16 protein-coding genes are annotated in these 16841 nt (G+C 49.4%); 6 read left to right on the top strand and 10 right to left on the bottom strand.

The annotated features are described in order from the left end of the window. Positions 1 to 6: 6 nt before the first annotated feature. From pdhA to tpiA, 8 genes are all read right to left on the bottom strand, one after another. On the bottom strand, positions 7 to 1047 hold the full coding sequence (pdhA, locus tag JNC77_RS07050; RefSeq protein WP_374830856.1) for a pyruvate dehydrogenase (acetyl-transferring) E1 component subunit alpha: 1041 nt from the start codon (positions 1045 to 1047) through the stop codon (positions 7 to 9). A gap of 135 nt (positions 1048 to 1182) precedes the next feature. Continuing rightward, positions 1183 to 1512, bottom strand: a complete 330-nt coding sequence (locus JNC77_RS07045) for an FtsB family cell division protein (protein ID WP_374830854.1) — start codon at positions 1510 to 1512, stop codon at positions 1183 to 1185. A 426-nt stretch (positions 1513 to 1938) separates the two neighbouring features. Continuing rightward, entirely contained in the window at positions 1939 to 3216 is a 1278-nt protein-coding gene (eno, locus tag JNC77_RS07040; RefSeq protein ID WP_374830852.1) for a phosphopyruvate hydratase, read from the bottom strand. Between the two features lie 198 nt (positions 3217 to 3414). Beyond that, positions 3415 to 4248 (bottom strand): 3-deoxy-8-phosphooctulonate synthase, encoded by an 834-nt coding sequence (kdsA, locus tag JNC77_RS07035; protein ID WP_374830850.1) that lies wholly within the window; start codon positions 4246 to 4248, stop codon positions 3415 to 3417. A 168-nt stretch (positions 4249 to 4416) separates the two neighbouring features. Next, a complete protein-coding gene (pyrG, locus tag JNC77_RS07030) occupies positions 4417 to 6045 on the bottom strand; it encodes a CTP synthase (RefSeq protein WP_374830848.1) in 1629 nt (542 codons plus the stop codon). 362 nt (positions 6046 to 6407) lie between these two features. Continuing rightward, positions 6408 to 6950 (bottom strand): L,D-transpeptidase, encoded by a 543-nt coding sequence (locus JNC77_RS07025; RefSeq protein ID WP_374831139.1) that lies wholly within the window; start codon positions 6948 to 6950, stop codon positions 6408 to 6410. 302 nt (positions 6951 to 7252) lie between these two features. Further along, positions 7253 to 7660: a preprotein translocase subunit SecG gene (gene secG / locus JNC77_RS07020; protein WP_374830846.1), complete on the bottom strand. Its 408-nt coding sequence runs from the start codon at positions 7658 to 7660 to the stop codon at positions 7253 to 7255. 181 nt (positions 7661 to 7841) lie between these two features. Next, the gene (gene tpiA, locus JNC77_RS07015; protein WP_374830844.1) at positions 7842 to 8606 is read right to left on the bottom strand and encodes a triose-phosphate isomerase; all 765 of its coding nucleotides are present in this window, start codon (positions 8604 to 8606) and stop codon (positions 7842 to 7844) included. Positions 8607 to 8847: 241 nt separating this feature from the next. Between tpiA and JNC77_RS07010 the strand changes: the two genes are divergently transcribed. Genes JNC77_RS07010 through JNC77_RS06990 form a run of 5 tightly spaced genes read left to right on the top strand, consistent with a single transcriptional unit; the run spans position 8848 to position 14301 of the window. Then, positions 8848 to 10737 carry a SurA N-terminal domain-containing protein gene (locus tag JNC77_RS07010; protein ID WP_374830842.1) on the top strand — a complete coding sequence of 630 codons (1890 nt, stop codon included), beginning with the start codon at positions 8848 to 8850 and terminating at the stop codon, positions 10735 to 10737. A gap of 8 nt (positions 10738 to 10745) precedes the next feature. Further along, on the top strand, positions 10746 to 11765 hold the full coding sequence (gene trpD / locus JNC77_RS07005; protein ID WP_374830840.1) for an anthranilate phosphoribosyltransferase: 1020 nt from the start codon (positions 10746 to 10748) through the stop codon (positions 11763 to 11765). A 9-nt stretch (positions 11766 to 11774) separates the two neighbouring features. Then, positions 11775 to 12578 carry an indole-3-glycerol phosphate synthase TrpC gene (trpC, locus tag JNC77_RS07000; RefSeq protein WP_374830838.1) on the top strand — a complete coding sequence of 268 codons (804 nt, stop codon included), beginning with the start codon at positions 11775 to 11777 and terminating at the stop codon, positions 12576 to 12578. A gap of 11 nt (positions 12579 to 12589) precedes the next feature. Further along, a complete protein-coding gene (gene moaC, locus JNC77_RS06995; protein WP_374830836.1) occupies positions 12590 to 13078 on the top strand; it encodes a cyclic pyranopterin monophosphate synthase MoaC in 489 nt (162 codons plus the stop codon). 2 nt (positions 13079 to 13080) lie between these two features. Further along, positions 13081 to 14301 carry a molybdopterin molybdotransferase MoeA gene (locus tag JNC77_RS06990; RefSeq protein ID WP_374830834.1) on the top strand — a complete coding sequence of 407 codons (1221 nt, stop codon included), beginning with the start codon at positions 13081 to 13083 and terminating at the stop codon, positions 14299 to 14301. 106 nt (positions 14302 to 14407) lie between these two features. Here JNC77_RS06990 and JNC77_RS06985 read toward each other — a convergent pair whose 3' ends face one another. Beyond that, positions 14408 to 14779: a response regulator gene (locus JNC77_RS06985; RefSeq protein WP_184218521.1), complete on the bottom strand. Its 372-nt coding sequence runs from the start codon at positions 14777 to 14779 to the stop codon at positions 14408 to 14410. Positions 14780 to 15084: 305 nt separating this feature from the next. Further along, positions 15085 to 15597, bottom strand: a complete 513-nt coding sequence (locus JNC77_RS06980) for a single-stranded DNA-binding protein (RefSeq protein ID WP_374830832.1) — start codon at positions 15595 to 15597, stop codon at positions 15085 to 15087. A gap of 300 nt (positions 15598 to 15897) precedes the next feature. Between JNC77_RS06980 and lexA the strand changes: the two genes are divergently transcribed. Next, entirely contained in the window at positions 15898 to 16620 is a 723-nt protein-coding gene (gene lexA / locus JNC77_RS06975; RefSeq protein WP_374830830.1) for a transcriptional repressor LexA, read from the top strand. Positions 16621 to 16841 lie beyond the last annotated feature (221 nt).

Genomic DNA, 16841 nt, shown 5'->3' with positions numbered 1-16841 from the left:
CTCGAATCAAAGCAAAATATCTGTGTAGAGCTCGGATACATCCGGCTCCGGATCGTGCGTCGCAAAATCAGCCGAATCGGCAACGATTTCACGCACTTCCTTATCGATATTTTTCAGCTCTTCTTCGGTTGCCCAGCCTTTTTCAAGCAAACGCTGTCTGACCTGTTCAATCGGATCGTGCTCGGCACGTATCTTCTGAACTTCTTCCTTCGAGCGGTATTTTGCCGGATCGGACATGGAGTGGCCGCGATAGCGGTAGGTCTGCATATCAAGAATGATCGGACCTTTGCCCGAACGTGCCCATTCGAGCGCCATTTCAGCAGCCGCATTCACCGCGCGCACATCCATACCATCAACCTGAATACCAGGAATGTTGAAAGACGAGCCGCGCTTGGAGAAATCTGTTTCCGCAGAAGAACGGGTCACCGATGTACCCATTGCATAGCGGTTATTTTCAATGATGAAGACAACCGGCAAATTCCAAAGCTTTGCCATATTGAATGTTTCGTAGACCTGGCCCTGATTGGAAGCGCCGTCGCCGAAATAAGTCAGGGATACATTGTCATTGCCGCGATAACGGTTGGCAAAAGCCAGACCTGCGCCCAATGGCACCTGCGCACCAACGATACCGTGACCGCCATAGAAATGCTTCTCTTTCGAGAACATGTGCATCGAGCCGCCCTTGCCTTTCGACAATCCGCCACGACGTCCGGTCAGTTCAGCCATCACGCCGCGGGCGCTCATGCCTGTTGCCAGCATATGTCCGTGATCGCGATAGGCGGTGATAACCTGATCACCTTCCTTCTGCGCCATCTGCATACCAACAACGACAGCTTCCTGTCCGATATAGAGATGGCAGAAACCACCGATCAGACCCATACCGTAAAGCTGACCGGCTTTTTCTTCGAAGCGTCGAATCAACAACATTTCGCGATAGCTGCTCATTTCTTGTTCTTTAGTGAAATCAGCAGGCTTGGGGGTCTTAGGTGCAGTGTTTGAAGCCGACTGTGATTTGGTCACAGGCGCCTTGTTAGCCCTCGATGCCATAATTTGCTCCCTATTGTCTTTCTGAAATAACCTTAAACGGGTGTCAAACAAGTTACAATATGCATGGGGGGCATAGCAGCTATGTTATTAAGTCTTTAATTTCACTCATTAAAAAGACTATTAACCGTTTTTCAGTTAATCAGACGCATCTTCACGAGAAATAATTATCGTCAGTTCATTTTCATGAGAGAGATTAAGCGCGCGTCGCGCCTGTTCGTCAAGCATATCCTTTTCAATGGAGCCATCACGCAAAAGCGAGACGCGTCTTTCCATTGCACGACGCTCATGGGTCAGCTCATCTAGCTCGACCGTAAGAAGGCTCACTTGCTGCTGCAACCGCGCACTTGAATCGATGCCATATTCGCCGTGATAGGCGTGAAAACCAAAATAAGACAAGAAAGCAGTGGCCAGCAACGGCAACACAAATCGTCCCCGAATAGACTTACGCTTTTGCTTGGTCCACATACTCAACACATCCTTTGAGCCTTTTTAAGTTTCCGTCGAAACGTCTCAAAAATGCTCTTTTTACTCATTTTACGCGCAACATCGTCCAACACCGCTGATAAAATTGTGCGGCGGCATCAGAAAAACGGTGGCGCACCCAATACAAGGCTGCACGAAATCCATCCGCATTCTGATTTTAACAATAAACATTATTTTGCTTAACAGAGCCTTACTCAAAGGCAGCGCAACCAAAACTTTATTAGAGCGCCGTGCACCAGACTTGATACTCAAAGATCACAATAACCCATTGAAACCAGATCATGTTTTCACGTTAAGCTGCTCCAAATTTAAGAAATTATGCTCTAAATATAAAAAAGCGGAGCATTGCTGCCCCGCCCTCATGTTTCATAAGCGATGAAGTTGTGACCTCACTGCGCTACAACTGTATTAAAGGAACTTCAGTACCGAACGGCCGGCATAGCGTGCCTGCAAGCCCAGTTCTTCTTCAATACGGATAAGCTGGTTGTATTTTGCGGTACGGTCTGAACGTGCCAGTGAGCCGGTTTTGATCTGACCACAATTGGTGGCAACAGCGAGATCCGCAATGGTGGAATCTTCTGTTTCACCGGAGCGGTGCGACATCACAGCTGTGTAACCAGCCTTATGAGCGGTTTCAACCGCATCCAAAGTCTCTGACAAGGTACCGATCTGGTTCACTTTGACCAGAATCGAGTTGGCAACGCCCATTTTGATACCATCACGCAGACGTGCGGAGTTGGTCACGAACAGGTCATCGCCAACGAGCTGGGTTTTGGTGCCGACGAGTTCAGTCAGGTATTTCCAACCTTCCCAGTCGTCTTCGCTCATACCATCTTCAATGGTTACAATCGGATAAGCACCAACCAGTTTGGCCAGATATTCAGCCTGCGTGCGCGGATCACGGGTTTGGCCTTCACCTTCATAAACGTAATTACCGTCTTTGAAGAATTCCGTCGCGGCGCAATCAAGGCCGATAGCAATTTCTTCGCCCGGCTTGAAGCCAGCCTGCGTGATTGATTCCATCACGAAATCAAGCGCAGCTTCAGCAGAAAGCAGATTAGGCGCAAAGCCACCCTCGTCACCCACATTAGTATTGTGACCAGCCTTTTTGAGGCGGGATTTCAGGGTGTGAAATACTTCCGCGCCATAACGAACAGCTTCACGCATCGAATTCGCGCCAACCGGCAGAATCATGAATTCCTGAAAATCAATCGGATTGTCCGCATGTGCGCCACCATTAATGATGTTCATCATCGGCACTGGCAGAATGTGGGCATTTGCACCACCGACATAGCGGTATAGCGGCAAGTCGCATGACTGTGCGGCAGCTTTGGCAACGGCCAATGACACACCAAGGATCGCATTGGCGCCGAGATTGCTTTTATTGGCAGTGCCGTCAAGATCAATCAAAGTCTGGTCAATATGGATCTGGTTTTCAGCATCCATACCGGCGAGCACGTCAAAAATCTGACCATTAACCGCAGCAACAGCCTTTTCAACGCCTTTGCCCTGATAACGGCTGCCGCCATCGCGCAGTTCAACCGCTTCATGCGCACCGGTGGATGCACCGGAAGGAACGGCTGCACGGCCAAACGCGCCATCTTCCAGCAACACATCAACTTCAACAGTCGGATTGCCACGGCTATCCAGAATTTCGCGGCCGACAATATCAATAATCGCAGTCATAGAGACTTCGTCCTTCCACTTTTTGCAAACCACCTGCATGGCTGATGCCCCGATCAGTCATGCCTCAAAACCCAATTTATCTGACGCCCGTAACGAGCATACGGATTGACCCGTTCTACTTATGCTAACTGGGAGTGCGTGTAAAACATTACCGCACCCTTCCACAGAGCAAAAGCCTGAAATAATATAGCAGTAAAGTCACAAACCTTTGGCCAGACGATCAAATGCCATCAAAGTTTCAAGCAAAGCCGGCATATTGTCGATCTGCACCATATTCGGGCCATCTGACGGCGCATTGTCCGGATCTTCATGGGTCTCGATAAAGACGCCAGCCACCCCAACGGCAACAGCGGCACGCGCCAATGTTTCAACAAATTCGCGCTGCCCACCCGATGAACCACCCTGACCGCCCGGCTGCTGCACGGAATGAGTTGCATCAAAAATGACCGGCGAACCAAAATTCGCCATAATCGGCAGTGAGCGCATATCGGACACCAGCGTATTATAGCCAAATGATGCACCGCGTTCACAGGCCATCACATTCGGATTGCCGCTTTCTGTCACTTTCGCCAGCACATTCTTCATGTCCCAAGGTGCCAAAAACTGGCCTTTTTTAACATTGACGGCACGGCCGGTTTTGGCAGCTGCAATCAACAGATCTGTCTGTCGGCACAAAAAAGCAGGGATTTGTAAAACGTCGATGACATCAGCCACCAGCGCGCATTGCTCTTCGGTGTGAACATCGCTCAGAACCGGAAAATTATATTCTTTTTTGAGATCAGCGAACACTTCCAGCGCTGTTTCAAGGCCAATACCACGCTTGCCACTCAATGATGTGCGGTTGGCTTTGTCAAAGCTGGATTTATAAACCAAACCAATGCCGAGTTTGTCGGTCTGTTCTTTCAAGCGTCCCGCCATGTCAAACGCATGCTGACGGCTTTCCATCTGGCAAGGACCGGCAATCAGCGCCAATGGCTGATCATTACCAAAGGTCACATTACCTACACGTATAATCGAATTTGCTGTCGTCATGGTTGGTCAACCTTCATTATCATACATTCAAGCAGCTTTAGTTCCACAACTCCGCCGCAAAGAGAACCAATGTCACTGTAATTACATCGATAATATAAAAAAGCGCCACTGTTTATCACATATGGCGCTTCTTGTTTATTATTACATCAGGCAATCACACATTTGCAATCAAACCATTCTGCTTTGTTCCAATGCTGCGGCAATGAAGGACGCAAACAATGGATGCGGCTCGAACGGGCGTGACTTCAGTTCAGGGTGATACTGCACCCCGATGAACCACGGATGATCAGCATATTCAACGGTTTCAGGCAATACGCCATCCGGTGAAAGACCCGAGAACACCAGACCGCATTGTTCAAGACGATCTTTATAATCGACATTGACTTCATAACGGTGACGGTGACGCTCGGAAATGGTGGTATCGCCATAAATATCGGCAATACGGGTTCCGGCTTTTAACACGGAATCATATGCACCAAGACGCATGGTTCCGCCCAGATCACCTGACTGGCTGCGTTTTTCGAGCAGATCGCCCTTCAGCCATTCGGTCATCAAACCAACAACAGGTTCTTTGGTTGGGCCAAATTCTGTTGAAGAGGCATCTTCAATACCAGCCAGATTACGGGCAGCTTCAATGCAAGCCATCTGCATACCAAAGCAAATACCAAAATATGGCACCTTGCGTTCGCGGGCAAATTTAGCAGCTTTGATTTTGCCTTCCGCACCACGCTCGCCAAAGCCACCCGGCACCAAAATGCCGTGTACTTTTTCCAAATGCGGAGCAGGATCCTCGCCTTCAAAGACTTCCGCTTCAATCCATTCGAGATTAACGCGTACTTTGTTGGCCATACCACCGTGCTGCAATGCTTCAATCAGAGATTTATAAGCATCTTTCAGCTCGGTATATTTACCAACAACCGCAATCGTTACCTCGCCTTCCGGATTATGGATCAGACGGGACACTTCTTCCCAGCGCTCGATCTGCGGCTTGGGAGCCGGATCAATGCCGAATGCACGCAACACTTCCGCGTCAAAGCCTTCATTATGATAAGCAATAGGCACATCATAGATCGACTTGACATCCAGCGCCTGAATAACGGCACTTTCACGCACGTTACAGAACAGGGAAAGCTTGCGACGTTCATTTTCCGGAATCGGACGATCTGCACGAATGAGCAGAATATCAGGTGCAATACCGATGGAACGCAGTTCTTTGACAGAGTGCTGCGTCGGTTTGGTTTTCAATTCACCGGCCGTCGGAATATACGGCATCAAAGTCAGGTGAATATAAACCGCCATCCCGCGTGGCAATTCATTGCCCAGCTGACGGATTGCTTCCAGAAACGGCATGGCTTCAATATCGCCAACCGTTCCGCCGATTTCACAAAGAACAAAATCATAATCATCATTGCCAGACGTGATGAAATTTTTGATTTCATCCGTGACATGAGGAATAACCTGAACCGTCGCACCGAGATAATCGCCGCGGCGTTCTTTTTCGATGATATTGCGGTAGATACGACCAGTCGTAATATTGTCCTGCTTGGAAGCAGGCTGACCGGTGAACCGCTCGTAATGACCCAGATCAAGATCTGTCTCTGCCCCGTCATCGGTCACAAACACCTCACCATGCTGGTAAGGAGACATCGTGCCCGGATCGACGTTCAGATAAGGGTCGAGTTTACGGATCCGCACGCGGTAACCGCGTGCCTGAAGGAGTGCAGCCAATGCTGCTGCGGCAATGCCTTTTCCAAGGGAAGAAACCACGCCGCCTGTGATGAAAACATATCGCGCCATGGGCTTATGTCGTTAGACTCTCCTGACTGATTCCGCCACTAAAAAATGACTGCCTGTGAAAAATAATTCATTTATCCCCGTAATCACCGGATAAAAACCACAGACAGAATTTTTGTCGTTTGCTGACTATATCGCATCAGCTGGCGGAATAAATTAATTTCGAAAATCCGTCTCTTTTTTTATAAAGAACCGACGACTTTCCATGCCCAAGTTTTGCTTCCCGCTCTTGACTGTATTGCCCTGTCCTGCCGGCTAACCCGTCATAAAATGGCTCAGGAACGGTTTGCGTGCCATTCACATGGCCTTAATAAAACACAAAAAAGCCGGGCCTGCGCCCGGCTTATCAGCGCCTTATAACAAGATCACAGAACAACAACTTCTGTGCCAAGATTGACGCGCTCATAAAGGTCGAGCACATCTTCATTAATCATACGGAAGCAGCCGTTTGAAGCCGCACTTCCGATTGTCCAAGGCTGCACAGTACCGTGAATACGGATATAAGTGTCTTTATTGCCCTGAAATAAATAAAGTGCGCGGGAACCAAGCGGATTGCCCGGACCACCATCCATACCGTTTTTAAAGCGGCTGTAATGAGCAGGATTGCGCTCAACCATTTCCTTGGTCGGAATCCAGCGCGGCCATTCGCGCTTGGCATTGATGGTGCCGGTGCCTTTAAATTCAAGACCAACTTTACCAACAGCAATGCCGTAGCGGCGCGCCGTGGTCGGGGTCTCTACATAATAGAGAAAATAGTTTTTCGGATCGACAACGATTGTGCCCGGTTTATAGCCGCTAAAGGCCACGGTCTGCGCGTGGAAACGCGGTGCAATCTTATACTTTTCCGCCTGAGACACATAAGACTTTTTAGCCGGAACTGCATCGTTCGGCGCGGCCTGCACAGGCATTGCCATGCAAAGTCCTGCAATACCAGCGAGAATGATATGGCGTAAAAACATTTGAATTTCCCGAAAATAAACCCGAAACCACAGGGTGACGGCACATCCTAGCATGCCAATCTATAATGTGTGATTAAGCCAAAGCCCCGTCATACTCAACAGCTTGATTTTATCAACAGCATGTTTTCATGCCCGCTATGGCATGGTTGCAACACTGCATTCCCCAAAAATTGTAACAAGCATCACAAACTAAAAATCCCGACCTCAAAGAGATCGGGATTATAAAATCAAAAGCCTGATGGCGAAAAGTATTACTGTGAACTTGGAACCGGATTGGCAGGTGCAGCCGGTACATCTTCCGTCGCAGGAGCTGGTGTTTCACCACGCGATGAAGCGCCGCCCAGCTGGTTGAGAATGCCGCCGCCGGTCGAACCTTCACCCGCTGCCGGAGCCTGACCGCCTGCCGCCGGAATACGGTTCAGAATATCGGTCGGACGCTCGCCGTAATTTGCCGTGATGCCAAGAAGCAATGACGTTGCAAAAAAAGCAGTCGCCAGAATCGTTGTCATGCGTGTCAGAGCATTACCTGCACCACGTGCAGTCATGAAACCAGAACCGCCGCCGATACCAAGTCCGCCGCCCTCAGAACGCTGGATAAGCACAACGCCGACAAGCGCAAGAACAATCAGAAGATGAATGACTATGAGAACAGTCTGCATGGAATTTGGTCTGCTTTCTTTATAGATCGCGGTCTTAATATGTCGCGGCTCTTTACACGGTATTGGAGAATAATCCAACCCCCATTTAAAAAGCCTTATCAACGCAAGGTTATATATCTGTCTATTTATCTATAACACAAACTGATGCTTTTAAAGGGGGCGGATCAATCGTCCATCAATTTTACAGGCTGCGATAGGCCTCACAAATCGCGAGGAAGTCGGCAGCTTTCAGGCTGGCACCGCCAACGAGTGCACCGTCGACATCGGCAACCCCCAGCAGTTCAACAGAATTGGCAGGCTTAACCGAACCACCATAAAGTAAACGCATATGCGCACCCTGCGCACCAAAACGCTCAATCAATGTTTCGCGCATGAAGGCGTGAACAATACGCACATCCTGAACCGTCGGTGTCAAACCGGTGCCAATTGCCCAGACTGGCTCGTAAGCAATGATCGTGTTTTCTGCATTCACGCCATCCGGCAATGAATTTGCCAACTGCTCGCCCACAACATTCAATGTGGTTTCGGCATGGCGTTGATCAGCTGTTTCACCCACACAAACAATGGCAACCAGTCCTGCCTGCCATGCAGCCAGCACTTTTGCCTTCACCATTTCATTGGTTTCACGGTGATCGGTGCGGCGCTCCGAATGACCGACAATCACATGAGATGCACCGGCATCTTTCAGCATAAGCGCTGAAACATCACCTGTATGAGCACCCGATTGCGCCATATGGCAATCTTCACCGCCCAGCCCCACGTTTTCACCTTCGAGCGTTTCTGCAGCGCGTGAAAGCAAAGTTGCAGGAACGCAGATGACTGCATCCAGTTTACGGCCGTAATCAGAGCTCAGGCCCGCAGCAATCGCACGTAATTCGGTCAGGGATTCCCCTGTGCCGTTCATCTTCCAATTGCCCGCAACCAAAGGGCGAATTCCCGGTGTCATGCGCTTCTCCTCGCAATGCTCTACCACCGTGTCGTCGCGCTTTATTTTAGGAACGCAGGCGGACGGTTTTCATGAATTTGCACCTGACTAACAAATTCACACACGAATGCAACACTTAAAGAGTGCACATTAACGGGTCAAGAAAGCAGTTTTCCTGTCATTGAGCCTTGCATCACGCCTATGCTTAAGGCTATTCCCATAGTTCTGGAACCAAAGCTTTCAATTTATAAAAGGTACTTCCATGCTCGACAGCTTGCGCGCCGCCACTCAGACCTGGATTGCAAAACTATTGCTTGGTATGCTCGTCTTAAGCTTTGCCGCTTGGGGTATCGCCGATATTTTCCGTGAAAACATGACCAGTTCGGCTGCTTTGAGCGCCGGAAAGTCCGAAGTTAGCGCGGTTGAGTACCGTTTTGCTTATGAACAGCAGATGATGCGTCTGTCCCAACAATTCCAGCAGCGCCTGACCAAAGAACAGGCTCAGGCATTGGGTGTGGAAAGTCAGGTGCTCTCACAGCTGGCAGCCGGCGTTGTACTTGATGAAGAAGCACGTCAGATGAACCTGGGAATCACTAAAGACGGAATCGCCCGTCTGGTGGCCGAAGATCCGTCCTTCCATGATGTGTCCGGCCGTTTCAGCCCAGCACAATTCGATGCCGTGATGCGTCAGGCCAATATTCGTGCGCAGGATTATCTCGACAGCCGCACGCAAGTAGCCCGCCGTCAGCAAATTGTTGAAGCTGTCACCGATGGCATCAGCGTTCCTGATACATTGCTGAAAGCACTTGCACTTTATGAAGGCGAAAGCCGCACAGTTGATTACATCACCATCCAGCCGGAAAAGGTTGCCGATATTGCTGCCCCTTCCGAAGATGCGCTTAAAACCTATTTTGAAACCAATAAGTCGCAATATGCAGCACCTGAATATCGCAAGCTTACTTATGTCAAGCTGGAGCCAGCCGATATTGCTGATCCAAGCCAGATTACACCTGAAGAAGTCAGCGACTATTATGAAAAAAACCAGAGTCGCTATTCAACCACTGAAAAGCGCACAATCGAACAGTTAAGCTTTACTGATGAAGCAGCTGCCAATGCTGCTGCCGAAAAAATTAAAACCGGCATGAGCTTCGATGATCTGGCCAAAGAACTCAACAAGTCGGCTGAAGACATCAAACTCGGTACGTTTGAAAAAACCGCACTGCCGGATCCGGTACTCGCAGAAGCAGCATTTGCCCTGCCCCACAATCAGGCAAGTGAAGTTGTCAAAGGTGCGTTTGGCCCTGTGATTATCCGAGTAACCGAAATAGATGCCGCACACACTAAGCCGCTTGCCGAAGTTGAAGAAGAAATTCGCTTAAGCCTTGCAACCACCATTGCAGCGACCGCCATTGCCAATGTGCGCGATCAGTTTGAAGAGGACATTTCCAATGGGGTGCCTCTGGCTGAAGCTGCAACCAAGGCTGGTTTGAAATCGATTACCATTGATGCCATTGATGCCGAAGGCAACGATATGAATGAAAAGCCGGTTGAAAACCTTCCTGCTCAGGCTCAGCTCGTCGCAAATCTGTTCCAAACCGACAAAGGCATTGATAATGACCCGCTTTCGTTGGGCACCAATGGTTTCCTCTGGTATCAGGCCGATGATATCATTCCTGCCCGTGACCGCACGCTTGATGAAGTGAAAGATACAGTTGTCGAGGCGTGGAAGGCCGATGAAGCAATTAAAAATCTGATTGCTAAAACTGACGATATGAAAAAGAAAATTCAGGACGGTACATCACTCGATGCACTGGCAGAAGAACTGAGCGTCACAAAAAACACCAAACGTGGGGTTACCCGTGCAGCCAACGATATTGAGCTTGGCTCTGCCGCTGTTGCTGCGATCTTCCGTGGTGCCAACGGCCATGTCGACACGGCCGCGACACCAAACAATGATGCGCAAATCCTGTTTAAAGTCACCGATGTGGTTGAACCTGCCGGTATCAGTGCAGAATCAATCACAGAAGATCGCCGCAAAGCTGCTGCCAATGGCTTGTCTGATGACCTTCTGACACAGCTCATTGCCGAATTGCAGAAACAATATCCGGTTAAAATCAATCAAACCGCGATCAACAATGCGATGGCATTTTAGAGGTGAGTATGGTTGATTTTAAAGATTTCATTGCAAAAGTTGCGCTCGGAACGCAGCTCAATGTGCAAGAAGCAAAACAAGCTTTTGATATCATGATGACAGGGCGCGCGACGCCCTCTCAAATCGGCGCCTTTTTGATGGCTCTGCGCGTACGCGGTGAAACCGTGCCTGAAATCAGCGGCGCTGTCGCCTCGATGATGTCCCGCGTCACGGAAGTCAAAGCCCCTGCCAATGCCATTGATATTGTCGGCACCGGCGGTGATCAATCAGGCTCCTACAATGTTTCCTCCTGCTCGGCATTTGTGGTGGCAGGTGCTGGCATTCCGGTGGCAAAACACGGCAATCGTGCATTGTCATCTCGTTCCGGTGCTGCCGATGCGCTTTTTGCACTTGGTGTCAATATTGAAGCCGATGCCGATCTGATCAGCCGCTGCATCTATGAGGCGGGCTTGGGCTTTATGTTTGCGCCCAACCATCATTCCTCCATGCGCCATGTCGGCCCGTCACGGGTGGAACTTGGCACACGTACAATTTTCAACCTGCTCGGCCCCCTCTCCAACCCTGCCCATGTAAAGCGTCAGCTTGTCGGCGTTTATGCGCGCGAATGGGTGGAGCCTTTAGCACATGTGCTGAAAGAACTAGGCTCTGAAGCCGCATGGGTTGTTTATGGTGACGGCCTTGATGAAATTACCACCACCGGCGTCACCCATGTCAGCGCCTTGGAAAATGGCACAGTCCGCAGCTTTGAAATCAGCCCTGAAGATGTCGGCATTCGCCGTGCAGAACCGGCTGAACTTAAAGGCGGCGACGGTGCATATAATGCTGAAGCGTTGAGAGACGTGCTCAATGGCGCACAAAATGCCTATCGTGATATTGTGCTGATGAATGCAGGTGCAGCCCTTTTGATTGCCGGCCATGCCTCAACTTTGAAAGAAGGTGTAGAGCAAGCTGCCCTTTCCATCGACAGCGGTGCAGCACTCAATGTCTTGAATAAGCTCGTTCAGGTTTCCAATGAGCAAGCGGAATAAGGATATGGTATGAGCACTGATATCTTGAAAAAAATTGAAGCCTATAAGCGGGAAGAAATTGCGGCAGCTAAAACCAAAGTCTCGCTTGCAGAGCTTGAGGCAAAAATTGCCGATCAGCTGCCGACACGCGGTTTTTTCAATGCTTTGCTGCAAAAGAAAGCCAATAAACAATTTGGCCTGATTGCCGAAATTAAAAAAGCCAGCCCGTCCAAAGGACTGATCCGTCCGGATTTTGACCCGCCATTGCTGGCCAAAGCCTATGAAGAAGGTGGCGCGGCTTGCTTGTCCGTTCTCACCGACACACCTTCATTTCAGGGTGCGCCGGAGTTTTTGACAACCGCGCGCAACGCCTGTTCCCTGCCAGCTTTGCGCAAAGATTTCCTCTTTGACATCTATCAGGTTTATGAAGCACGCAGTTGGGGTGCTGATTGCATCCTCATCATCATGGCAAGTGTTGATGATCAGCTGGCTGCAGAGCTTGAACAGGCCGCTTTCTCGCTCGGCATGGATGCATTGATTGAGGTGCATGACGAAGCTGAAATGGAACGTGCGCTCAAATTGCAGTCGAAAATGCTCGGCGTTAACAACCGCAACTTGCGCAATTTCGAAGTGGATCTGGCCGTCAGTGAACGTCTTTCCAAAATGGTTCCGGATGATTATCTACTGGTTGGCGAAAGCGGTATCTTCACCCATGACGATTGCCTGCGTTTACAAAAATCCGGCATCGAAACTTTCCTGATCGGTGAAAGCTTGATGCGTCAACAGGATGTGCGTTCTGCAACCCACACCCTTCTGACCGGTCAGACAGCCTGAGGTTGAAGCCTATGAGCAAGCTGAGCCATCTTGATCAATCCGGACAGGCCCATATGGTCGATGTTGGCGACAAGCAGGAAACCGAGCGTTTAGCTGTCGCCGAAGCTTCGATTGTCATGCGACCTGAAACGCTTGCTCTTATTCTCTCCGGCAATGCCGCCAAAGGTGATGTACTGGCAACTGCACGCATTGCCGGCATTATGGCTGCCAAAAAAACCGCTGATCTCATTCCGCTTTGCCATCCGTTGATGCTCACTAAAGTTGGTATCGAGATCGAGCCGGATGAAAATCTGCCAGGTTTTAAAGTCACCGCGAATGCGCGCCTGAAAGGCCGCACCGGCGTTGAAATGGAAGCCCTCACCGCAGCATCCGTCACATGCCTCACCATTTACGATATGGCGAAAGCCGTTGATAAAGGCATGACTATTCAAAACATCCATTTGATTGAAAAGCACGGCGGTAAATCCGGCGATTGGTTTACATCCTCCAAGGATAAATAAAAATGGCACTTTTACCCGTTGATGAGGCGTTAAAGCGTCTGACTGAAAATGTCCAAGCGGGCCTGAGTGAAACAGTTTCCATCCATCAGGCAGGCGGGCGCACCCTCGCCGCGCCTATGGTCGCCCATTACTTGCAATCCCCTTTTGATGCTTCCGCCATGGATGGCTATGCGGTACGCGCCAACAAAGATGGCAGCTATCCCAGTCAGTTTCGTGTGATCGGTGAAGCAGCTGCAGGAAAACGTTATCTTGGGCAAATTGCTAAAGGCGAAGCCATCCGCATTTTCACCGGCGCACCGGTACCGGCTGACGCCGATAGCGTGGTTATTCAGGAAAATGTCACCCGCAATGGGGATATGATCGAAGTCTGCGGCGAGATCATCAAACACAAACATATCCGCCGCGCCGGTCTGGATTTCAAACTCGGCGAAGAACTATTACCAGCTGGGCGCAAACTTGATGCAGCTGCCTTGGCGCTTGCCGCCGCCAGCGGCAATGCAGAGCTGCAAGTCACCCGCCGCCCACGCGTTGCTATTCTGGCAACCGGTGACGAGCTTGTCGCACCGGGGAAAATTCCGGCAGAAGACCAGATCATTTCGTCCAATTCCAGCGGCATTGCCGAACTGGTGCGTGCACAAGATGCAACAGCGATAGATTTAGGCATTGTGCCGGATCAGACAGATTTAATCATTGCTGCTATCAAGCGGGCGATGGATGATAATGTCGATGTGCTGGTAACACTTGGCGGCGCCTCTGTCGGCGATCATGATCTGGTGCATAAAGCACTCACCGCCTGCGGCATGGAACTGGATTTCTGGAAAATCGCTATGCGTCCGGGCAAACCACTTATGCATGGCAGCCTGACCGCCGCCAATGGCCGCATCATTCATGTGCTCGGCCTGCCGGGAAATCCGGTTTCCAGCATGGTTTGCGGATATTTATTTTTGCTGCCGCTGATTGCCAAATTAACCGGCCACAGCTATCGCGCCGATATCCGCAAGGCGACACTCTCAATCCATATGCCGGAAAATGATCATCGCCGTGATTATGTACGTGCGGAATATATCCTTGACGATCAAGGCGATTTAATCGTGCAGCCTTTGCCCGTACAGGATTCGTCCATGCTGGGAATGTTGGCGCGCGCCAATGCTCTCATAATCAGAGAAGCCAATGCACCGGCCATTGATGCCGGAGCAAACTGCCAAATTCTGGTTTTGCGTTAGATTTCAGAGCATTTCCGAATTAAGTTAAATCGTTAGAAATGCTCTGACATTTTATTTTTTCCGCGTATCTCATCCGAAAACCGCTTCACACTTTTCGAAATACACTTTAAGCATCACCCAGATAAGATTTAATTGTCTCGATAAAACGCGGTACTGAAATCGGTTTTGAAATATAAGCTTCACACCCGCCCTGCCTGATGCGCTCTTCGTCACCCTTCATCGCAAATGCAGTGACAGCGATAACAGGGATAACTTTCAGTTCTTCATCATCCTTCAGCCATTTGGTGACTTCAAGACCAGAGACTTCCGGCAACTGAATATCCATCAAAATCAGGTTCGGGCGATGCTCGCGCGCCAAGTCAAGCGCTTCAAGCCCGTTGCGGGTGCGGATAGTTTCATAGCCATGGGCTTCTATGAGATCGCGAAAGAGCTTCATGTTCAGCTCATTATCCTCAACGATCATCACTTTCTTAATCATCAAACTTCCCTCAGCGCACAGGCTTTCCGGCTCATTTGCAAGTGCTTATACACTTGTTACGGAATCGATAAACGCCATTCATCCAAAATGATTTTAACCCCAGAACATTGACGAATAGCAAACAGATTAAAGTTTTTTAATTTTTTTAAAGCGGTCGTCATATCGAGCATAGCGGCTGGAAAAGATAAACCACACATATAAAAAATGCGCGAGTTTTTATCAAAACTCGCGCATATTCCTTAAATTTCATGCAAAAACCGATCAAAATTTTGCAATTAAATGCTCATTTTTATCGGTTTCTTTCATTAAAATGGAATTTCATCGTCCAGATCGCGTGAGAAACCGCCGCCGGATGATGGACCTGAGCTACCAAAATCAGAGCCGCCCGATGAACCGCCACCGGAATAATCAGACATCTGCGAACGACCGCCACCGTCAAAAGAACGGCCCTGTCCGCCGCCTTCACCGCGACTGTCGAGCATCTGCAATTCACCACGGAATTTCTGCAACACGATTTCAGTCGTATAGCGTTCATTGCCGTTCTGATCCTGCCATTTACGGGTCTGCAAAGCGCCTTCCAGATAAACTTTCGCGCCTTTTTTCAAGTATTGTTCAGCGACTTTGGCCAGATTTTCATTGAAAATCACAACACTGTGCCATTCGGTCTTTTCGCGGCGCTCACCGGACTGGCGGTCGCGCCAGCTTTCAGAAGTCGCAATACGCAAATTAACGACAGGGTCACCGGAGCTTAGCCGTCTGACTTCCGGATCCGCACCAAGATTGCCGACCAGTATAACCTTGTTGACACTACCTGCCATGCGCTTAACTCCACCTTATCTTTTAACTTTGGTTAACTGCTACAGATAACAGCCGCCAATGATTTAGCACATCCATCCTGCGGCAGATGTCAGCAATTATAGCCTGTTTCCACAAGAGATATGCCACTTAATTTTAAGTTCCTACTTTGTTCTAATGCAAAAAAATCTTCGCGGCAAGTATCCATTTTTTACCACCTTAAAATATGATTAAGAGACACTTGCAGAACAAGCAAAGAACAGATAGTGTTTGTTCTGCATTTGTTTTTAAATTTGATTCTTAACTCTGGGGGGCTTTAGCTTATGTTAACCCGCAAGCAGCATGAATTACTTCTTTTCATACACGAACGTCTGAAAGAAGTCGGCATCCCGCCCTCTTTTGATGAAATGAAGGATGCTTTGGATTTGGCCTCCAAGTCCGGTATTCATCGTCTGATCACCGCATTGGAAGAGCGCGGCTTCATTCGCCGCCTTCCCAATCGCGCCCGCGCATTGGAAGTCATCCGCCTGCCCGATTCCATTGCCCCGGGGTTAAACTCCCAAAAAAAGTTCTCCCCAAGCGTGATTGAAGGAAGTCTGGGCAAACCTGCTGCACCAGCAAAACCCGAAACCGCACCAGTGGATGCTGCTTTTGAAAACAGCGATACAATTTCTGTGCCTGTCATGGGGCGCATTGCTGCCGGCGTCCCCATTTCCGCCATTCAGAACCAGACACGTACCATCACTTTACCGATGGATATGATCGGCTCTGGCGAGCATTACGCACTCGAAGTGAAAGGCGACTCGATGATCGAAGCCGGAATTTTTGAAGGTGACACGGTTGTGATCCGCCGCGGCAATAACGCCAATCCGGGAGAAATCGTCGTTGCCCTTGTCGATGACGAAGAAGCAACCTTAAAACGCTTCCGCCGCAAAGGCGCATCCATCGCACTCGAAGCTGCCAACCCTGCTTATGAAACCAGAATTTTTGGCCCCGACCGCGTACAGGTTCAGGGCAAGCTGGTCGGATTGATACGCCGCTACTAATCCGGCCAGTGCAATTATTAAACCCGATGCGAACCAAACCGTTATGTCACAATGATAATTGGTTTGGTTCCTTTCATAACATTTGTGTGGCTTATGAAACCGAGACGCAATCATATATGATCTAAAGTTTACGCCTGCCGAACGGTTATCTTATTATTAAGCTCATGGGCATCTTTGTTTTTCAGCGTCTATTGAGATCGTAAATTATTGCCATAATTTTA

The sequence above is a fragment of the Paenochrobactrum pullorum genome (genome assembly GCF_041929845.1).
Taxonomy (GTDB): domain Bacteria; phylum Pseudomonadota; class Alphaproteobacteria; order Rhizobiales; family Rhizobiaceae; genus Paenochrobactrum; species Paenochrobactrum pullorum.
Note: the sequence above shows the minus strand (reverse complement) of the source record. Positions and strands in the feature narration are given on the sequence as shown.